Consider the following 19691-nt stretch of genomic DNA (forward strand, 5'->3'; position numbering starts at 1 on the left):
TACTTGAGTTCTCAGATTCAGCTCGGCATAAAAAAGATAATAGGAATCGATAACTTTAAACTCGGAAAGCCAAATTGGCTGATGAGACTAGATAATTTATATGATAAGTTAGACCTTTATACTCTCGATATTACTAAATTTTCGCAATTTGATACTGAAAAAATCCAAGATACAGATTTTATTATTCACATGGCCTCAATAGCATCACCCACCTACTATAGAAAATACCCCCTTGAAACAATAGATGCAAATATTTTAGGATTAAGAGCTTTGCTAGATTATTATAAGCAAAAAGATATAAAAGGCTTTTTATTCTTCTCCAGCAGTGAAGTTTATGGTGATCCTTCTCCTAATAACATTCCTACTTCAGAAGAGTATAGGGGAAATGTTGCTATGATCGGACCAAGAGCATGCTATGATGAAGCAAAAAGATTTGGTGAAACTATTTGTTATATTTATGCGGAAAAATATGATATGCCAATAACAGTTGTCCGGCCGTTTAATAATTATGGACCAGGAATGAAACTCAATGATAAACGTGTCCCAGCTGATTTTGCAAAAGCTGTTATTGATAATCAGAAATTGATTATTCATTCAGACGGCAAGCCAACAAGAACATTCTGTTATGTCACAGACGCAATAACCGGGTATTTAAAAGCTTTGTTCTATGAACCATTTGACTACTTTAATATAGGAATCGAAAAACCGGAAATTTCAATAGGGGAGCTGGCAAAAATCTATAAAGCCACCGGTGAAGCTATCTTCGGGTTTGACCAATTAATAGAACAAAAAAAATCCGAGGAACAAAAATATTTAACTCACAATCCAGCCAGAAGGTGCCCTGACATTACTAAAGCAAAGAAGCTTTTAAACTATTCTCCTTCCATATCCATTCAAGAAGGGGTAGGCAGGTTTCTTTTGTTTTTGAAAGAGGAGGGAATAATTCATTGATTACTGTAATCGGATTAGGGTTTGTCGGTTTGACAACTGCCTTGGGTTTTAGTGAAAAAGGGAACAAGGTATACGGTTTTGATATAGATGAACATAAAACAATGCAATTAAAAAAAGGAAAAATTCCTTTTTATGAACCTTTTCTTGATGAACAATTAAAAAAGCATTTAAATAGTTATTTTTTAATTACTGACAATTTGGAAGAAGCCATCAGAAATAGCGAAGCCATTTTTTTATGTGTAGGAACGCCAAGCAGCTCCGATGGAAGTGCTTATTTGGGATATATTTTTGATGCTATAAAAAATGCTGCACTTTATATTGAAAAGTCAGCTTTTAAAGTTTTCGTGATTAAATCTACTATTCCGCCTTCAACAACTAATACAAGGATTAAACCCTTTTTAGAAGAACTGGGGTTTAATGTGGGTGAAGACATCGGGCTTGCGAATAATCCGGAATTTCTAAGAGAGGGCTACGCTTGGGAAGATTTTATGAATCCGGACAGAGTTATCATTGGCCAGGAGGATGAGAAAAGCGGAAAGATATTAAAAGATCTTTACCAGAACTTTCATGCTGAAATTTTTCATGTTTCATGCAATACAGCTGAATATATAAAATATTTATCAAATACTCTGCTGGCAAATCTTATTAGTTTTGCCAATGAGCAGTCCATGATAGCCAAGTCTATCGGCGGCATTGATTTAAAAAAAGCCTTTAACATTCTTCATCTTGATAAAAGATGGCAAGGCGATCCAGCGTCCATGACATCTTACGTGTTCCCGGGATGTGGTTTCGGGGGCTATTGCCTTCCAAAAGATACTAAAGCGCTAATCAGCATGGCACTGCAAAATTCTTACTCACCAGATTTACTGAGAAGCATCCTGACAGTGAATGAAAATATAAAAGAACATGTAGTCAGAGATATTGTTGAAAATGTGGAAGCAACAGAGATAATTGGTATTCTTGGTTTGTCCTTTAAACCTAATTCAGATGATATTAGAGAAACCCCTGCTAAAGATGTAATTCAATCATTAATACAAAAAGGATTTAAAAATATTATTGCTTATGATCCTATTGCAAATGAAAATTTTAAAAAAACTTATCAACTTCCAATTGATTATTCCAATGACATGGAATCACTCCTTACAAAAGTAAACCACCTCGTCATTTTAACCGCTTGGAACGAATTCAAGGACATCAAAGGGAAGAACGTATTTGATTATCGATATATCTTAGATTAAGAAATATGTTATAAAAGAAGGTGAAATCCATTTGGGACTTGCAGAAGGCTTTTTAAAACGATTTAAAAAAAATGGAAATAAACGGTTTTTGGTAATAGCAAGAGTAGGAGATAAATCGCGGCACAAAGAATGGCTGGAGCCAAATAAATATAAGAACTTTGATTTACTCCTTCAATATTACGGAGATGGGAGCAATGATTTTAGGAAGGATTGTGAATATTACTCTGAAGGCAAGGATACAAAGTGGCCAAATATCTATAAACTTATAAAGGAAAACAAAAATCTGATCTTCAGTTATGATGCCATATGGATCCCTGATGATGATATAAGTACAAATTGTTATAATATAAATAATATGTTTAAGGTTTTTACTGCGTACCAATTGTCTCTCGCTCAGCCGGCACTAACGAGAAACTCTTATTTTTCCCACAAAATTACCTTAAAAAGGCCCAGGTTCTTATTGCGTTTTACACAGTTTGTAGAAGTTATGGCCCCAATATTTTCAACTAAAGCACTTCAAACATGCTGGCCGACCTTTAAAGAAAGTAAATCGGGATGGGGTTTAGATTCTATATGGCCTAAAATACTGGGGCACCCAAATTACAAAATTGCCATTATAGATCAAACACCTGTTTTTCACACACGGCCTGTAGGAGGAGGAACTTTATATAAAGACATTGATTGTTCTCCATATGATGAACTTCATCGTCTATGCCGTGAATATCAGGTCAAAAAGCCCTTTGACTTTAAACTGTATGGGGTTGTTAGAAGAAAGAACCCTAAAATAAAATGATGCTTTCAGACTTGGCATATTACTCACCATGAAAAATTTTTTATTATTTATAAAGTAGGGGGGCAGGAGAAAAATGAAGCAAATGGATTTCATAAAAAAAGGGAAATTTGATTTGCATTTACACACCACTGCTTCCGATGGAATTTATCCTCCCCGTAAGGTGGTTGAAATGGCAGCTCAAAAAGGGCTGGAAATGATAGCAATAACAGATCATGATACAATGTCGGGAATTCAAGAGGCATTATTAACCGGGGGAGAATTGGGGATAACAGTTATCCCGGGTATCGAGCTAAGTACAAAATTTAAAGGGAAAACGATAGATATTCTAGGCTACCAAATTCAAGAATCAAAAGAATTGTTAGAAGAATTAACTAAAATGAGAGATTTCCGTTTAAATCGATCTAAAATTATAGTAAATAAGTTTTTTGAAATGGGAATGGCCATCACAATAGAAGATGTACAAAAATACAGCAAAGGCGGAGTGGTTGCCCGTCCACATATTGCCCAAGCTGTTGTAGAAAAAGGCTATGCCCGAAATACTCAGGAAGTATTTGATCGTTATTTGGGTGATGGAAAGCCATGTTCAGTGGATAAGATGGTCCTCTCACCAGCCAGAGGCATTGAACTTATTCATAATGCCGGTGGAGTTGCCGTTCTGGCACACCCTTCTCTTATTGGTGATGATACAATTGTAGAAGAACTTATGAAGCTTCCATTTGACGGAATAGAAATTTGGCATCGAAAGCATAATCAGGAAGATATAGAGAAATATAAAAAACTGGCAATAAAATATAACAAGCAGGTGTCAGGCGGTTCAGATTATCATAACGATGAGCATTCAATCGGCCAGTTTGGCTACGAATAATAATAAAAACAGGATTTCAACACTAAGCATTTCTATTTGAAGGACAAGCGCCACTTATTGCTTGTTTCTGTATAGATCAGTGCCAAATTTTAATAGAATAGAGAATGTAATCGTATAACCGAAGCAGACAGAATAGAACATGCTAATCTGTCTGCTTCGGTTGAAATTTTTGACGAAAAATTAGAGAACTTAATACTTAAAACAACAGAGTAGTATATAATCAAACTTTCATTCTTAAATAACCTTCATCTTTATAACTGAAAATACTTCAAGAAAGACCAAACAGCCTGAGGCGATTCCCATATCGTCTCAGGCATTAATTCACAGCTATTTTCTTTGTGACTTTGTTGAAATTTTTAACTTATAATTATTTATTTTCCTGTAATACTATGCCGGTTACTTACGTCTTTCATTCTTTTAATTCTTTTAATCCTTTCAATCCTTCAATTAAAATCTCTATCACTTCTGGACGGCTGAACTGGGGAGGGGGAGTAATTCCATTACGGAGCATTTCCCTAACTTTTGTCCCTGAAAGATGCAAATGTTCTTCCTTGCTGTGCGGGCAGGTTTTGCTGGAGGCCATACTGCTGCATTTCTTACAATAAAAACTGTGTTCAAATGGAAGGATCGTAATGCCGATCTCTTCTTGTGTAAATTGAGAAAAGATTTTTTGTGCATCATAAGTCCCGTAATAATCCCCCACACCTGCATGGTCCCTGCCAACAATGAAATGGGTACATCCATAATTCTTACGGACAAGTGCATGGAAAACTGCTTCTTTTGGTCCTGCATATCTCATAGCTGCTGGGAAGACAGCTAAAGATACTCTATCTTGCGGATAATAATTTTTCAATAGAGATTCATAGCTTTCCATGCGAATATTGGCAGGTATATCATCTGATTTTGTTTCACCGACCAATGGGTTTAAAAATAAGCCATCGACTGTTTCAAGTGCAGTCTTTTGAATATATTCATGTGCACGGTGAACAGGATTTCTCGTTTGGAAGCCTACCACCGTTTTCCAATTGTTTTTCTCAAACTGTTTTCTTGTTTCAAGCGGTGTTTTATAATATTGGTCGAAGTCGGTGCTTTTCGGCGGAACTTTTGTCAGGATAATTGGTCCTGCTAAATAAACTTTGGGGCGTTTTAACAATTTATTTACACCTGGATGCTTCCTATCAATCGTCTGATAAACGCGATGTGCTTCAAGCATTTTATCCGGTTTGTATTTTTCATCAAGCTCTAATATCCCATAAACAACGTCATTATGTTTCAGTTTTACTTTATCTCCAACCTTTAGCTTGTCTGCTGTTTTTTGCTCAACTGGAAGGGTAATGGGAATGCTCCAGACCAATCCATTCGATAACCGCATATGATTGATGACTGATTCATAATCTTTTTCTCCCAGAAAGCCGGTCAGCGGGCTATATGCACCATTTGCTATCAGCTCAAGATCAGAAAGGGCCGTGGCATCTATATCCACCTCTGATTTAACATCAGTGGAATCATAATTTTCATTAATGCGGTTTACTAACTTTCCACCGTGAGGAATACTAGATGACATCAATTTTCACTCCTTTTTAAAAGAAGTTTTTTATCAAGGTAAGATAGGAGTATCCTAACAGCTTCCTCAATGCTCATTTTACTTGTATCAATCGTGATTTCAGGGTTTTTTGGTTCTTCATAAGGCTGGTCAATACCTGTAAATTGCTTGATTTCTCCATTTCTCGCTTTTTTATATAACCCTTTAGGATCTCGCAGTTCACATTCGTAAATCGGACATTTCACATAAACCTCGATAAACTCTCTTTCCCCAATGACTCTTCTGGCGTTCCGCCGATCGTCTTCAAAAGGGGATATAAGTGCTGCAAGGATAACGATCCCTGCATCAACAAATAGTTTTCCAATTTCGGCTGTTCTCCGGATGTTTTCCTTGCGGTCATTTTCAGAAAAAGCAAGGTTATTATTAATACCATGGCGAAGGTTATCTCCATCCAATAAATAAACGCTTATCCCTCTATTATGAAGTTCATTCTGCAGGGCATTTGCTATGGTCGATTTCCCGGAACCGGAAAGCCCAGTGAACCAAACCATGAAGCTTTCATGTCCATGCAGCGTTTGTCTATCTTCTTTTGTAATGGTAGATTGATGCCAGACAATGTTACTGTTATTTTTTTGTTTCTTCAAAGTAGAATTCTCCTTTCATCAACCATTAAAGCCATTTTAAAGTTGCTATAGAAATCGTAATAAACATACAAATTAGGCTTAAAGGGAGACCAGCTTTTAAATAATCGGTAAATCTGTAGCCACCTGGCCCATAAACAAGTAAATTTGTTTGGTATCCAATTGGTGTTAAGAAGCTGCATGATGCTGCAATGGCTGTGACCATGGCAAACATCATTGGATCTAAATTAAGCTGAGAGGATATAGAAAAGCCAATCGGAAACATTAGGGCTGCAGTTGCGAGGTTATTTAAGATTTCAGTTAATATTAAAGTAATTAGATAGAACACTATTAGTATTCCAATTATCCCTAAGCTTGACTGCAGCTTAGCCAGTATATGAGCAACTGTTTGCCCTAGACCTGTTAGTTCAACAGCCCGGCCTATTCCAATCGCACTGCCCATGAGTATAATTACATTCCAGTTTATGGATTTGATTGCTTCTGTTACGGTAATTGTTTTAGATAATAGTAAAATAACTGCAGCCATCATGGTTAGTTGATAAATAGGAAAAATTTGAAAAATTGAACCGAAAAGAATTCCAGCGAGGATGCCAGCAACAATCACTCGCTCATTTTTGGATTGCATTCTTTTATAATCTGAAGAAGAAAGAAAATAGAAATCCTCTGAATCCGACCATGATTTTGGGAAGTCACTTTTAGCGAGTAATAGAAGTGTATCACCGGGCTTTATCACCACATTGCCAATTCCATTAGTGATTTGTGTTCCTTTTCTTTTTATAGCTACAATCACGGCATGGTACTTGGAGCGGAAATGGCTTTCTTTGATCTTTTTATTAATTAGTGGAGAATTTCCGGAAACTCCAATTTCATATAGAATTGTACTTTTATCATCAAAATCCCCCATTTCAGGACACGGGACCAAGCCAAGCAACTCGCTAATCTTTAAGAATTCTTGCGGGTTTCCGGAAAAAACAAGGACGTCACCGCTTTGAATCATTTCCTCATGCGGGTCAGGTATTATCGTTTTACCTTGCCTGATAATTTCAATTAGAAACAATTGGTTTAAGTTTCGGAGCATGGCTCCTACAATTGTTTTACCGATTAATGTTGAATCCTTTTTGACTCTAAACTTATTAATAAAGGTTCTCTTTCCGTCTTCAAACATTTTTAATGAATGTGTCCGATCAGGCAAGAGCCGATAACCTGCAGCTGTAAAATAGAAAATTCCGGTTAAAGCTAAAGGTATTCCAAACAATGAAAAATCAAACAAATGAAATCCCTCCAATCCTCTCTCCAGCAAAAGCCCTTGGACAACAAGATTGGTAGAGGTTCCTATTAAAGTAATAGTTCCTCCTAAAATGGCTGCATAAGAAAGCGGTATAAGTAATTTAGATGGTTTTATTTTATGGGATATCGCCCAATTTTGAAGCGGGGGAATGAGCATCGTCACGATAGGTGTGTTATTCATAAACGCTGATAACCCGCTTACTGGCAGCATCAATCGGAAAATTACTTTCTTCAAACTAGTATTCTCTTTAAGAATTCTTGCAATTAGGCCATCCAGTATGCCGCTTTTGGAAACTGAAGCTCCCAAAATAAAGAGGAAGGCTACAGTGTGTACTCCGGGATTAGAAAATCCAGTCAAAGCATCATTCGGCGATAAAATGCCGGTAAAGATTAGAGCGCCCAAAGCTAAAAACACAGTAAACTCAGGCAGCAGCCATTCTTTTATAAGGACAAGAAACATGCAGGATAAAATGATGCAAAGAATGATAGCCTCAAGGCTCATAGATATCTCTCCAGACAATTATCAACTCGATGTCCTTATTATATTTATGTAAAAATCGCCGGCTTGTACATAATAAACGCCTGTATTTTTCAATTTCCCACTTATCGGCATACGGGCAAAAGCACAAATTAGGACAAACTAGTCATCACTCCATTCGGTTTGACAATAAAAACATATGATATTGTATGTTTTTTTAGATAAGCAGACACGAATAGTGAGGTGTTCAATAGATGAAAGTAGTCATAATGGCAGGAGGGCAGGGAACCAGGTTTTGGCCTTGGAGCGTAAAGGGAAAACCAAAACAATTTTTGCCTCTAATGTCTGAAGATACAATGCTGCAGCAAACATATAACCGATTTAGAAAATGGCTGCCCCAAGAAAAAATCTTCTTTATTACAACCGTGGATTATTACCAAATCATAAAGGAACAAATATCTTCCATTCATGATGATCAGATACTAATAGAACCTATGCCCAGGGATACTGCACCGTGCATTGCATTAACCGCTATGCATTTTATAAATAATCATGATGATGAGCCGTTCGCAGCTGTTCCGGCTGATCACTACATTCCGGATGATGCCGACCTAAAGGAAGTCTTTTTAAAAGCAGAAAAAGCCGCGCAGCATGTTGGCTCAATCGTGACGCTTGGTATAAAACCAACACGCCCGGAAACTGGTTATGGATATATACACGCAGAAGAAACCAGAGATAACAGTGATAGTATATTGAAGGTAAAAGCATTTATAGAAAAACCCTCAATAAATAAAGCAGAAAAATTAATAAGGGAACCGTATATGTATTGGAACAGCGGTATGTTTATCTGGAAACCGTCAACTATTGAGTATTACATGAAAAAGTTTCAGCCTGACATCTGGAACATTCTTATAGACAGTAATAAAGATATTCAATCGCAATACTCTTTATTGCCTAAGATTTCAGTTGATTTCGCCATCCTGGAGAAAGCGGAAAAAATTTATACGATTCCGGTTAATCTTGTGTGGGATGATGTTGGGAACTGGAGTGCCATGGAACGACTGAATAAAACCACAGCAGAAAATAATTTCCTCAATGGTGATATCCATTTATTTGAAACTAAAAATTGTATTATTAAATCTGAAGATAAGAAGACAATTGTGATGGGAGTAGAGGATTTAATCATAGTCTCAACGGAAGATGGATTGCTGGTCTGTCATAAGACGTATGAGCAAAAAATTAAAGAAATTCTCAAGATGATATAAAAGATGCAGAGCGAATGAGGCCCTTCGCTCTGCATTTTTTAGTGTCTAAGAATCAGCGGTATTTAAAATTACGTTCGATCCAGCGCTTAACTCCCGGGCTACCTTCTTGGAATTGTTTTACAAACTTATATTCTTCTAGAGAAAGGGCGGCAATATTTAAAATTGAACAGCATTTGCCCTCAGTACTGATAGAGAACGTATTCACATTGTTTTTGGAGGAAAATGGAACGATTATAAGTGATTCCCCCTTTTTTAGTACGGTGCTTTGTAAATGACGGTTATTTAGATAAAAATTTAAAGGCAAATCCTTCTTCCCATGAAAAGTGATGTCTAGCGCAATAGCATGCAGGGGATTAGAATTATCATTTATAATATGTGCAGTATACGTATGGGGCGTTTGTGGTAACGTTTCAGAAATATTAGGGCTTTTATTAAATATAGAGGTTGACCTAAATAAATGAATAAACCAAAAGACTCCTTTTTTTCTATAAGAGTTTAAAAACATACTTATCCATGTTCTAGACACTGTTCCAAAATGCTTCTTACTAGTCCGAATGATTTCGGGAAAGCCAACATCAGCAAACTTAGATCCTGATTTACTTTCAGAATAAAATCTTGCATTTGCTAATAAAGCTTTCACTTTCCCCATTTTATATCCATTTTTTGCAATTCTAATCCATAATTCATAATCCATGCAGAAGTCAAGATTTTCATCCACACCTCCAAGCTGATTCAGCATCTTTTTCTTTAAAAAAACAGCAGGCTGACATATCGGACAACCTCTAAATAAATCTCTCAGTTTCACATTTTTTGTTAGAATACGCCGTATTTCCTTATTGTTAATATCCGTTATATTCGCATTCCCATATACCATTGACCATTCAGGACGCTTGTTAAAAGCTTGGACAGCATTTTTCACAGCACCAGGCAAATATGTGTCATCTGAATTTAGCCAGCCAATAATTTCTCCCTTAGCCATTTTAATCCCTTTATTTATTGCATGAGATTGGCCTTTATCAGGCTCGGAAACAAAACGAAACCGAGGATCCCTTCTGCTATACTCCCTTAAAATTTCAATTGTACCATCGGTGGATCCTCCATCTACTACAATATGCTCAATGTCCATAAAATCCTGTGATAAAACGCTTTCTATTGTTTCCCTAATGAATTTTCCCTGATTAAAGGATGGAGTAACAATTGAAACTAGCGGTGATTTTATTTCAGTCATTTTTAACCTCCTTTATAGAAATTTTTAACTGTATTTAAAATAAATTATGAAAGATTTTGACAGATGTGAGGGTTGTTAGAAATATAGGACATATACCGTGTCAGTATATTTAGTTGGGGAATAAAATGTCAGGGGAATGATATTATGAACTGATTTAAAAATTCAAATGAGAGAAGGTAGAGAATTGAGAAATAAAAAAAAGATATTACTTTTTCTTCATTTACCTAAAACAGCAGGGACTACTATGAATTCAATATTATACAGTCAATATTCAAAAAAACAAAGAATTAGGTATTATACAGAAGAATATAGTGATTTTTTAAATGGTTTAAATACTAAAGTAAGAAAAATGCCAAATCTTAAATGTATTATGGGTCATTTTCGATTTGGCATCCATGAAAAAATCGAAACACCATCTACGTATATAACAATGCTTCGACATCCGATTGACCGAGTCATATCAACGTTTTATTTTATTAGATCGAATCCATTTCATCCTTTTTATCAGAAAGCTAACAATATGAACCTTAAAGAATTTGTACTTTCATCCGATATCGAAGCAGATTTTCTGGTTAATAATATGCAAACAACCTTCTTGGCTGGTGGGTATTTTCCGCCCGAAAAAGGTCATTTAGATTTAGCTAAACACAATCTAGCTAAATATTTCGAAGTGGTGGGTATTACTGAGAGGTTTAATGAATCCATATTTCTTATGAAGAAAGCGTTTGGTTGGAGAAAGATTGAATACAAACCAATGAATATAACTAGAAACAGACCAAGCATTGACGACCATTCTGGTGAAATTATTGAAATAATTAAACAAAAAAATCAACTAGATATAGAACTTTATAATTTTGCTGTACAACTATTTGAAAAACAGGTTGATAGTTTGGACTTAAAGACGAAGGAGGAAATGTATAGGTTTTCAACAAATCAGAAAAACAACAATAAAGATCATTAAAATAAGTTTACAAATAGGTTTAAAATGCAGAGGAAAAAATAAAAATCTGCATTTTTTATTTTAGGATTTTTTTCTTTAATAAAATATGTAAGCTCCCTCAGAAAGATTCAAAGAATTCATGATATTGATACAGTCACATTGTACCATCGAAGAATACAATATCCTAGCTTTGTCCTAAGAAATAACGGGAGTTGGTTATATGAAAAAAGCTTTAATAACAGGCATAACAGGACAAGATGGCTCATATTTAGCAGAATTTTTGTTAACTAAAGGCTACGAGGTATATGGACTGAAGAGAAGGACGTCAACACCAAATTTTGAAAATATAAGTCATTTACTGGATAAAATCACACTGATACCTGGTGATCTTTTGGACTTGCCTTCTTTAATTAATGCCATTAAAGTATCGAACCCGGATGAGATTTATAATTTGGCAGCTCAATCCTATGTTGCTGATTCTTGGAGTCAATCTATTTATACTGGTCAGACTACAGGAATTGGTGTAACAAATATGTTGGAAGCAATCAGATTGGCAAAACCCAATGTTCGCTTTTATCAGGCTTCCAGCAGTGAAATGTTTGGTAAAGTACTTGAGATTCCGCAAAAGGAGGGTACTCCTTTTTATCCCCGTAGCCCCTACGCTGCCTCCAAAGTTTACGGACATTGGATAACGGTCAACTATCGTGAGAGTTATGGAATGTTCGCTTGTTCTGGCATTCTGTTTAACCATGAGTCACCAAGAAGAGGACATGAATTCGTTACAAGAAAAGTAACAGACGGAGTTGCAAAAATAAAATTGGGTCTGAAAAAGGAGTTGCTTCTTGGGAATCTAGAGGCAAAAAGGGACTGGGGATTTGCTGGAGACTATGTCAAAGCGATGTGGCTTATGCTCCAGCAGGAGAAGCCTGAGGATTTTGTAATTGCTACAGGAGAAACTCATTCAGTGAAAGAACTTGTTGAAGTTGCATTTGGTTATGTTGGTTTAGATTGGAGGAAATTTGTTAAACAGGATCCGCACCTTTTTCGTCCAGCAGAAGTAGACCTTTTATTAGGAGACCCGCAGAAGGCTAAAACTAAATTAGGGTGGGAGCCTGAAGTCACCTTTGAAAAATTAATAAAAATGATGGTTGAAAGTGATTTGGAACGACTGAAAAATTTAACAAAAAATTAACTTTTATAAAGATACCCAAAAAAGGAGGAAAACGGTGAAGAACTCTAATAAGCAAACCATTCTATTTATGCATATTCCTAAAACTGCCGGTTCTACATTAATTCTAATCTTAGATGAGATATACAAAAATATCGACCAAAGATGTTTCGCGGACGAGAGAGAAAGAGTTATTAACTCATTAAAGAACGAAAAACCAGAATGTGTTTCAGCACATTTGCCATTTGGTCTTCATAAATACACTTCCAATGAATGTGTTTATATAACCATGTTAAGAAATCCTGTTGATCGAGTACTATCATATTATTATTGGATTCAAGAACATAGTATATCCTCACCCGCCAAGAATTTGACATTGGATGAGTATTTAAACTCCAGTCATTACTATAGGATAGTAAATCAACAAACGCAATTTGCTTCAGGAACTTCTGATACCCAAAAGGCCAATTTAGATAAAGCAAAAGAAAACCTTCAAAATCATTTTGCAGCTGTAGGTATTACTGAAAGGTTCGATGAATCTATATTATTATTTAAGAATGTTTTAGAATGGAAAGTGGTACCAGCCTATCAAAGGACAAATGTAACCAACAAGCCTGAAATCATACCAGATCATTTGATAAAAAAAATAATGGATGATAATAAATTAGATGTTGAACTATATGAGTGGGCAATTATCCAATTCGAAAAAGCTTTAAGGACTTTACACTAACTTCTTAAGACGTGACCTTTAAATGAAGGGAAGTGAACTTTTGATGTTTTTTAATACTAGTAAACATCCTCTTGTAAGTGTTATTACTCCTTCTTACAATCAAGCAAAATATATAAGAAAAACAATTGAAAGTGTATTAAATCAAGACTATCACCATATAGAACATATCGTTATTGATGGAGGCTCAACGGATGGAACCTTGGAAATTTTAGAGGAATTTCGTTTAACACATCCTAATTTTAAATTCATTTCTAAAAAAGATCGCGGCCAATCACATGCTTTAAACAAAGGAATTAAAATGGCTAGAGGAGAAATAATTGGCTGGCTTAATTCTGATGATACGTACCTTCCTGGAGCCGTAAATAAAGCTGTAGATACTCTTATAAAACATACAGAGTGGGGGATGGTGTATGGAAAAGGATATTATATTAATGAATTCGGTCAAATCCTTTCTGAATACCATGTCGAACCATATAACCCCCAAAATTTGTATTTAAGATGTTTCATTTGTCAACCCGCTTCATTTATTCGAAAAGAAGTACTTAAAAATTTAAAAGGTGTAGATGAATCACTAGACTTCTGTATGGATTATGATTTATGGATGAGAATGTCGAAGAAGTATCAAATAGGATATTTAGATGACTATTTAGCAAATGCAAGAGTACACCCACAGGCAAAATCAACGCTAAATTGGGTCGATGTTGGCCTCCCTGAAATAATGAAAGTATGCCTAAAGAATTACGGATCTGTTTCCAATCGCTGGATTTTAAATTATATTAAAAATCACAAAGAAAAAGGGAACATTGAGCTTATAAAGCATCTGCAAAAATACGAAATATTTGGTAAACCTCCGCAAATTAAAAAGATAAATCGCTATGATGATCTTTGGGTATCTCCGTATTTCCCTATTACTCTTCAAGATTACCCTGAAAATCCTGTTCGAAAAGTATTAATTAAAGGCAAAAACCACCATAAGTTTAAAAATTTGAAATGTCTGGTTTATATAAATGGGCAGTATATGAAGACATACACCATAAACGGTGAAAAATTCACCTTAGAAATACCTGTTTTTTCTAATGATAGAATTATTCAAATAGAATTGTTTATGAATAGAAAAAAGGTACCTAATAGAGTATATAAAAGTTCAGATTCACGGGAATTATGCTTTATTGCTAGTGAGATTATTGCTTTATCTGAAAAGGAATATACCTTTATGAATGTAATAATGGAAGAAATGAAGAATGTAAATAAATGGCTGGAAGTTAATAGAATTGTTAATCCTTTTGATAAAAGCAGGAAGGAGTGAAATAAAATGAACCTTTTTGAAAAAAGAATAGTTGTAACTGGGGGATCAGGTTTCCTGGGGAAACACGTGGTGAAAAAATTAGAATCCCGGGGCTGTAATAAAATTTTTGTTCCAAGAAGTAGTAGTTTTGATTTACGGAAAGAAAAAGATATAAAAAGAATGCTAAAAGAATATAACCCAGATATCATTATCCACTTGGCTGCAGTTGTTGGGGGGATAGGAGCAAATAAAAAGAATCCTGGAAGATTTTTTTATGACAACTTAATGATGGGAACTCAATTAATGGAGTTTGCCCGAATAGCTAATGTTGAAAAGTTTGTCGCTATTGGTACCATTTGTTCGTATCCTAAGCATACTCCTGTTCCTTTTAAAGAAAGTGATTTATGGAACGGTTATCCTGAGGAAACTAATGCGCCATATGGCTTGGCGAAAAAAATGATGCTCGTGCAATCACAGGCATATAGAGAACAATATGGTTTTAATTCAATTTTTTTATTACCGGTAAATCTGTACGGTCCTCACGATAATTTTGACTTAGAGACATCTCATGTTATACCGGCTATTATAAGAAAATGTATAGAAGCGAAAAACAATAAAGCAGGAAGTATTAAGCTTTGGGGCACCGGAGTAGTTACTAGAGAATTTATATATGTGGAAGATGCTGCTGAAGCTATAGTTTATGCTACTGAACAATACAATGATCCTCAGCCTGTTAACATAGGATCAGGCTATGAAGTAACTATTAAAGACCTTTCTGAACAGATAAAAAACCTTACTGGGTTTGAAGGGGAAATTATTTGGGACTCAAGTAAGCCCGATGGACAGCCGCGCAGAATGCTGGATACAAAGAAAGCTAAAGAGAAATTTAACTTTGAAGCTAAAACAGATCTTATTACTGGACTAAAAAAAACCATTGATTGGTACAGAGGCAATAAATGAATGTTAGAAATCATATGTACACTCCATATTTATTATGGAGTGGTCTTTTTACTTCTAAGCTATTAACAAAGTTTAAAAATCAATCCCAAACTTCCCAAAATACCAATCATCATCATACTTCCTCTTTCTAAAATATTCCTCCCGCTGTTTTAACACTCCATGTTGAATCACTCGTGGTTCAATTAATCTCCTATATTTGCCCCTTAGCAGTTTTCTGCATTTATAAATACGTGCATCATTGAAATGGGAGTAGGCCATTCTCATCAAATTGTAGTTGACTTCCACATATCTGACTTTGTATGGATGCTTTTTTCTGAAGAGGTGGAGGATCGTTACATCCGGCTGTACATGGCATCTGAAGCCGAACAGCCAGAGTTTAATAGATATCTCGACATCTTCATGCCCCCACGTTTTAAAGCCTGTCTCAAAGCCTCCTACGGCTTCAAATGCTGAACGGGTAATAGCGAAACAGCCGCCGGGCAATACCGCTGTTTCGAAGAGGCCGGATTGACGTTTGTTCCACTTAATCGATAAGGATGGTGTCAGCGTTTGGCCGAATCCAATCGATTTCGGATTATCCATTGAAGCAATCGCAGGTGTAACTGCATCTGTTTTATTAGAAAGCAAAGGTTCCATTAAACGATCGATCCATCGATCTTCAAATTCCAAATGGGCATCACAGAAGAAGAAATAATCGCTTTTTGCCTGTTCTGCCCCAATGTTTCTTGCGTTGGACGCTCCTGCTCCTCTTGTTGTTATAAGCTTAACTTGATCTCTTTTAATGTAAGTACTTAAGAAGTCACAGCAGCCATCTGTAGATGCATCATCCACCACTATTACTTCGAAAGGGTAGTCAGTTTTTATTGAAAATAGGGAATCGAGAGTGTTTTTTACATTTTTCCCTTCGTTTTTAGCCGGGAAAATAATGGAAACTAAGGGGGCCTGCTTCATCATGTGTCGCCTCATTTCATTATTTTATTCCTTTAATCAATGTATGTTTTTTTGACATCCCTGTGAGGGTTGAAAGGACAAAAAAAGCTGATTTTACTGACGGTTTTTTGCGCCACATTTACAAAAATGAGTAAAAAGACTAAAGATACTAGTCCACTCCAAACTGTTTGAATTCACATATACAAGTAGTAAGTCAAAAGAAAAGGCTTAAAACAGAAGCTTGATTCATTTTGGCTGAAAAAATTTTAAAGGAGTGTATTTTATGAAGAAATGTGGTTGCGGTAAAGGTCATGATCATGGCAAATGCCCATCAATGCCTGCATGCGACACAGCAAAGTCCCATGCACATTTTTGTGAAGCAGGAATGGTTCTTAATCCAGGCGAAGTAGAAGAAACGATTATCTTGGGGGATGTACCTGTTCAAGTTCTTACTGAAGCAGATATTTGCCTTCCATCATATGCGACAGATATTAAGGTAATCAGGAAAAATATCTTTTTAACTCAATGCAGAGCAATTCCGGCAGCACCAGATTCCGATGATGAAGACGGTACAACTACTAACGCGAAATTGTTTGTAGAAGGGTATATTCACAAAAACATCCAGTATGTTGAAGACTGTGAAGGATATGTTAAAGATTACTCTGTTAATGTACCGTTTAAATGCTATACAAGAGTAACAGACCTAGCACCAATCCCGGTCCCTGTATTTAGCTCTAAAAACAGTAATAATAGAGAAATCAGAGAGATTGCAAAGGACGGTATGGGAGCAAACCGCTGTACCTTTGGATCTAATACTTCTGAGTTTCTTAATGAACCGATTAAGTGTAAATTAATTAGCTGGGATTTAACAGAATCAGACCATTTATCTAACTTCGATAGATGGGGCAGATTTGACAAATTCGTTGAGAAAGATGACATTAATCTTGTATTAAGATTAACTCAGAAACAATTTGTGGACGTACCGCCAACAATGGAAGGCTAATAGTTGGCTAACAAAGTAAAAGAGGTATCCCAATACTATTGGGATACCTCTTTCAAATCAGGATTCAAAAGTAAATAAAGTTGAGCATATATTTTGCGTCTTAGTGAGTTAACGAAAAAAAATTTAGTTGTTTCTAATTAATCAAAAGAATAATGCCCCAATTTAAGAACACTGTTTTATTAACATTTATAAAGTCACATACTGCTCCTGCAAAAAATCCACACACAATACCGCTTCACCCTGAATTTCAAGACTTTTATCCTCCAGATTAGACTTATCATGATGCCATACAACCTTAATGCTTTTAAGCTGGCAATTAATTTCCTCAGTGAATTGCTGTAAAAATTCATAATGGACATCCTGGCTGTTCTCTGTTTGAAACATAAACTCACGTTTAGCATTTGGTATAGGCATTTCAGGCTTGCATAGCCACTCAAGATGGATCGTTTTCTCAAAAGGCAGCGGGGAAGTTTTCATGTGTAATTTATCATTCATTACATACTGGATTTCCGCTGTAAGGACCCCTTTTACAAACACTGTATTAGAAGGGAGAAGCGTAAGGCAGCGCAATGATTTCACTGTCCATACCGTTTTTGTTATGCATTTCGCTGGAACGTCTATTGGCAGGCAATCAAATATATTAATCTCCACCTCTGATTTGGCAACTAAAACAGGCACCTTCACAATGGGACCTGGATGGCATGATTCTGAACAATGATCATGAAAATCTAGGTCGGTATGCTCCTGCTCCATGCAGCTGCTGGATGACTCTTCATTTCGACAGGAAGAAGATTCCTCAAAGGTTTCTGTTTTATCAGAGGACTCGAGTTCAGATGTAAACTTATCCGTTAAGTAGCTGCTTTCTGATTTTGATTCCTTTAAACTGGATGATGATTCATCTGCACAGTCGGCCAAATCATTATTTGATTCAGTACCTAGCAGCATAGCTGAGAATTCATCTAATAATATGGATATCTTTTGATATTTTTCATTATCATTATCTGATTCCGGTTCTGAATAATGCGCTTCCTTTAACATTTTCGTAAATTCATGAATAGAACATGTTTCCTCCAGCATTGCCAAAATTTTATTTTGTAAACTGGATTCTTCAGCAGACTGCTCATCAAGCATGCACCAGGCTTTTTTCAAAATGTCTGAAAATTCTCCTTCATAGGAGGAGGATTCTTCAGAGAAATCAAGTTTAGATGTGCTGGAGTTTTCTAATCCATCACCAGTATTTTCATTATATGTTTGGTCCTCACAGCTGGAAACAGATTCTTCATTTGATATGGATGATTCCTCAATTATGAAATCCATTGTGTTTTGTTCTTTTTCTATAATAGCGGACGATTCATTTTCGCTAAACGACGACTCTGCAAGCAGGGCGAAGACTTCATCCTGGTTTGAAAAGTCGCTTGAAGAATCTGATGAAGATTCCTCAAGCATAGAAATGAACTCTTCCTCCAATGAAGAAGAAGGATATGGAGAGTGGGAAGAAGATTCATCGATCTGGAAATTCTCTTTAGAGCTTTCTTTATCAATTGCTGCAGTTTCAGCTAACAGTAAGGAAAATTCACTTTCAAGTTCAGAGGTAGCAGCTGGTTCTGCCATTTCGGGTTCAGCTGGTGTGTTTTTACTTTCTTCCGCATTCAAAATGGCTTCAAATGTCTCTTCAAGTTCAGCAGTAAATTCTTCAATTAATTTCGCGTGTTCTTCTGGAATTATGTCTTCCAGATCACTCCAATCCTGCTCCTGAATATTCGAGTTATCAACGGGTTCCTTTAAAGCGTCATTGATAAGTTCAGGCTCAGAATCTTGTTCTCGGTCTGCTTCAATCACCTGTACATGATTATCTGGTTTATCTGAATTATAAATAAAACTGTTTGAAAATTTGCTTGGTAAAGAAGGAGACCAGCTGAGCATAGGAGAAAAGGGCGTAAGCATATATCTCAATTTGTCGGGAATACGTGCACCTTTTCTTTTTACATCTATACTTTTTTCTTTTACAGGGAAGGGCTGCGCTAATGTAGCCTTTGGTTCAGGCATTTCTGTCCTTTGCTTTTCAGAACGCTTTACCTGCATTGCTTCCACTTTTGGAGGCGGTAAAATGAATGGGACCGCTCCTGCTTTGGGAGCAAAAATGGACTGTTTTTTCTTCCCTTGGCTGCGTGCAGGCTTTGGTTCCTCAAGTTTTTTTTCAGGCTTGATACTGCTTCGTTTTTCTTCCCCTGAAAAAAAGAACTGCTGATATTGTTCGGGAGGTTTTTCACTTATTGTATGGTTGTTGTAAATTCGATTATATGCTTTCCTCATATCACTCATATTCTCAGGAAGGTGCTGCTTTCAAAAAGCATCCTCTCCAATCCCCCTCCTTACCTTTAAGATC

General features: G+C 36.1%; 17 protein-coding genes. 11 read left to right on the plus strand and 6 right to left on the minus strand.

Annotated elements, in window-relative coordinates; all coding sequences use genetic code 11:
- The first annotated feature begins 3 nt into the window (after positions 1-3).
- The 4 genes from AC3ZVC_RS17055 (at position 4) to AC3ZVC_RS17070 (ending at position 3847) form a co-directional block, all read left to right on the plus strand.
- Positions 4-951 (plus strand): NAD-dependent epimerase/dehydratase family protein, encoded by a 948-nt coding sequence (locus AC3ZVC_RS17055; protein WP_490064402.1) that lies wholly within the window; start codon positions 4-6, stop codon positions 949-951.
- Positions 948-2189 carry a UDP-glucose dehydrogenase family protein gene (locus tag AC3ZVC_RS17060; protein ID WP_490064403.1) on the plus strand — a complete coding sequence of 414 codons (1242 nt, stop codon included), beginning with the start codon at positions 948-950 and terminating at the stop codon, positions 2187-2189. Before AC3ZVC_RS17055 ends, AC3ZVC_RS17060 begins: the two co-directional genes overlap by 4 nt.
- 31 nt (positions 2190-2220) lie before the next feature.
- Entirely contained in the window at positions 2221-2982 is a 762-nt protein-coding gene (locus AC3ZVC_RS17065; RefSeq protein ID WP_490064404.1) for a DUF707 domain-containing protein, read from the plus strand.
- Positions 2983-3055: 73 nt separating this feature from the next.
- Complete coding sequence (locus AC3ZVC_RS17070; protein WP_490064405.1) at positions 3056-3847, plus strand: PHP domain-containing protein; 792 nt, start codon at positions 3056-3058, stop codon at positions 3845-3847.
- A 409-nt stretch (positions 3848-4256) separates the two neighbouring features.
- On the opposite strand, the gene sat is transcribed toward AC3ZVC_RS17070, so the two are convergent.
- The 3 genes from sat to AC3ZVC_RS17085 are packed head-to-tail and all read right to left on the minus strand — an operon-like array spanning position 4257 to position 7820.
- The gene (gene sat / locus AC3ZVC_RS17075; protein ID WP_490064406.1) at positions 4257-5411 is read right to left on the minus strand and encodes a sulfate adenylyltransferase; all 1155 of its coding nucleotides are present in this window, start codon (positions 5409-5411) and stop codon (positions 4257-4259) included.
- Positions 5411-6034 (minus strand): adenylyl-sulfate kinase, encoded by a 624-nt coding sequence (gene cysC, locus AC3ZVC_RS17080; RefSeq protein WP_490064407.1) that lies wholly within the window; start codon positions 6032-6034, stop codon positions 5411-5413. The genes sat and cysC overlap by 1 nt, the downstream gene beginning before the upstream one ends.
- A gap of 25 nt (positions 6035-6059) precedes the next feature.
- Positions 6060-7820 (minus strand): SLC13 family permease, encoded by a 1761-nt coding sequence (locus AC3ZVC_RS17085; protein ID WP_490064408.1) that lies wholly within the window; start codon positions 7818-7820, stop codon positions 6060-6062.
- 230 nt (positions 7821-8050) lie between these two features.
- On the opposite strand from AC3ZVC_RS17085, the gene AC3ZVC_RS17090 reads away from it, so the two are divergent.
- Positions 8051-9061 carry a mannose-1-phosphate guanylyltransferase gene (locus tag AC3ZVC_RS17090; protein WP_490064409.1) on the plus strand — a complete coding sequence of 337 codons (1011 nt, stop codon included), beginning with the start codon at positions 8051-8053 and terminating at the stop codon, positions 9059-9061.
- A 52-nt stretch (positions 9062-9113) separates the two neighbouring features.
- On the opposite strand, the gene AC3ZVC_RS17095 is transcribed toward AC3ZVC_RS17090, so the two are convergent.
- Complete coding sequence (locus AC3ZVC_RS17095; protein WP_490064410.1) at positions 9114-10289, minus strand: glycosyltransferase family 2 protein; 1176 nt, start codon at positions 10287-10289, stop codon at positions 9114-9116.
- 184 nt (positions 10290-10473) lie between these two features.
- On the opposite strand from AC3ZVC_RS17095, the gene AC3ZVC_RS17100 reads away from it, so the two are divergent.
- From AC3ZVC_RS17100 to AC3ZVC_RS17120, 5 genes are all read left to right on the plus strand, one after another.
- On the plus strand, positions 10474-11250 hold the full coding sequence (locus tag AC3ZVC_RS17100; RefSeq protein ID WP_490064412.1) for a sulfotransferase family 2 domain-containing protein: 777 nt from the start codon (positions 10474-10476) through the stop codon (positions 11248-11250).
- A 199-nt stretch (positions 11251-11449) separates the two neighbouring features.
- On the plus strand, positions 11450-12421 hold the full coding sequence (gene gmd, locus AC3ZVC_RS17105) for a GDP-mannose 4,6-dehydratase (RefSeq protein ID WP_490064413.1): 972 nt from the start codon (positions 11450-11452) through the stop codon (positions 12419-12421).
- Positions 12422-12455: 34 nt separating this feature from the next.
- The gene (locus AC3ZVC_RS17110) at positions 12456-13127 is read left to right on the plus strand and encodes a sulfotransferase family 2 domain-containing protein (RefSeq protein WP_490064415.1); all 672 of its coding nucleotides are present in this window, start codon (positions 12456-12458) and stop codon (positions 13125-13127) included.
- A gap of 22 nt (positions 13128-13149) precedes the next feature.
- On the plus strand, positions 13150-14433 hold the full coding sequence (locus tag AC3ZVC_RS17115; RefSeq protein WP_490064416.1) for a glycosyltransferase family 2 protein: 1284 nt from the start codon (positions 13150-13152) through the stop codon (positions 14431-14433).
- Between the two features lie 6 nt (positions 14434-14439).
- Positions 14440-15372, plus strand: a complete 933-nt coding sequence (locus AC3ZVC_RS17120; RefSeq protein ID WP_490064417.1) for a GDP-L-fucose synthase family protein — start codon at positions 14440-14442, stop codon at positions 15370-15372.
- A gap of 72 nt (positions 15373-15444) precedes the next feature.
- Here AC3ZVC_RS17120 and AC3ZVC_RS17125 read toward each other — a convergent pair whose 3' ends face one another.
- Entirely contained in the window at positions 15445-16323 is an 879-nt protein-coding gene (locus AC3ZVC_RS17125) for a glycosyltransferase family 2 protein (protein WP_490068949.1), read from the minus strand.
- Positions 16324-16585: 262 nt separating this feature from the next.
- On the opposite strand from AC3ZVC_RS17125, the gene AC3ZVC_RS17130 reads away from it, so the two are divergent.
- The gene (locus AC3ZVC_RS17130) at positions 16586-17305 is read left to right on the plus strand and encodes a CsxC family protein (RefSeq protein ID WP_490064418.1); all 720 of its coding nucleotides are present in this window, start codon (positions 16586-16588) and stop codon (positions 17303-17305) included.
- Between the two features lie 186 nt (positions 17306-17491).
- On the opposite strand, the gene AC3ZVC_RS17135 is transcribed toward AC3ZVC_RS17130, so the two are convergent.
- Positions 17492-19618, minus strand: a complete 2127-nt coding sequence (locus AC3ZVC_RS17135; protein ID WP_490064419.1) for a hypothetical protein — start codon at positions 19616-19618, stop codon at positions 17492-17494.
- Positions 19619-19691 lie beyond the last annotated feature (73 nt).

The sequence above is a fragment of the Cytobacillus sp. C11.1 genome (genome assembly GCF_058145115.1).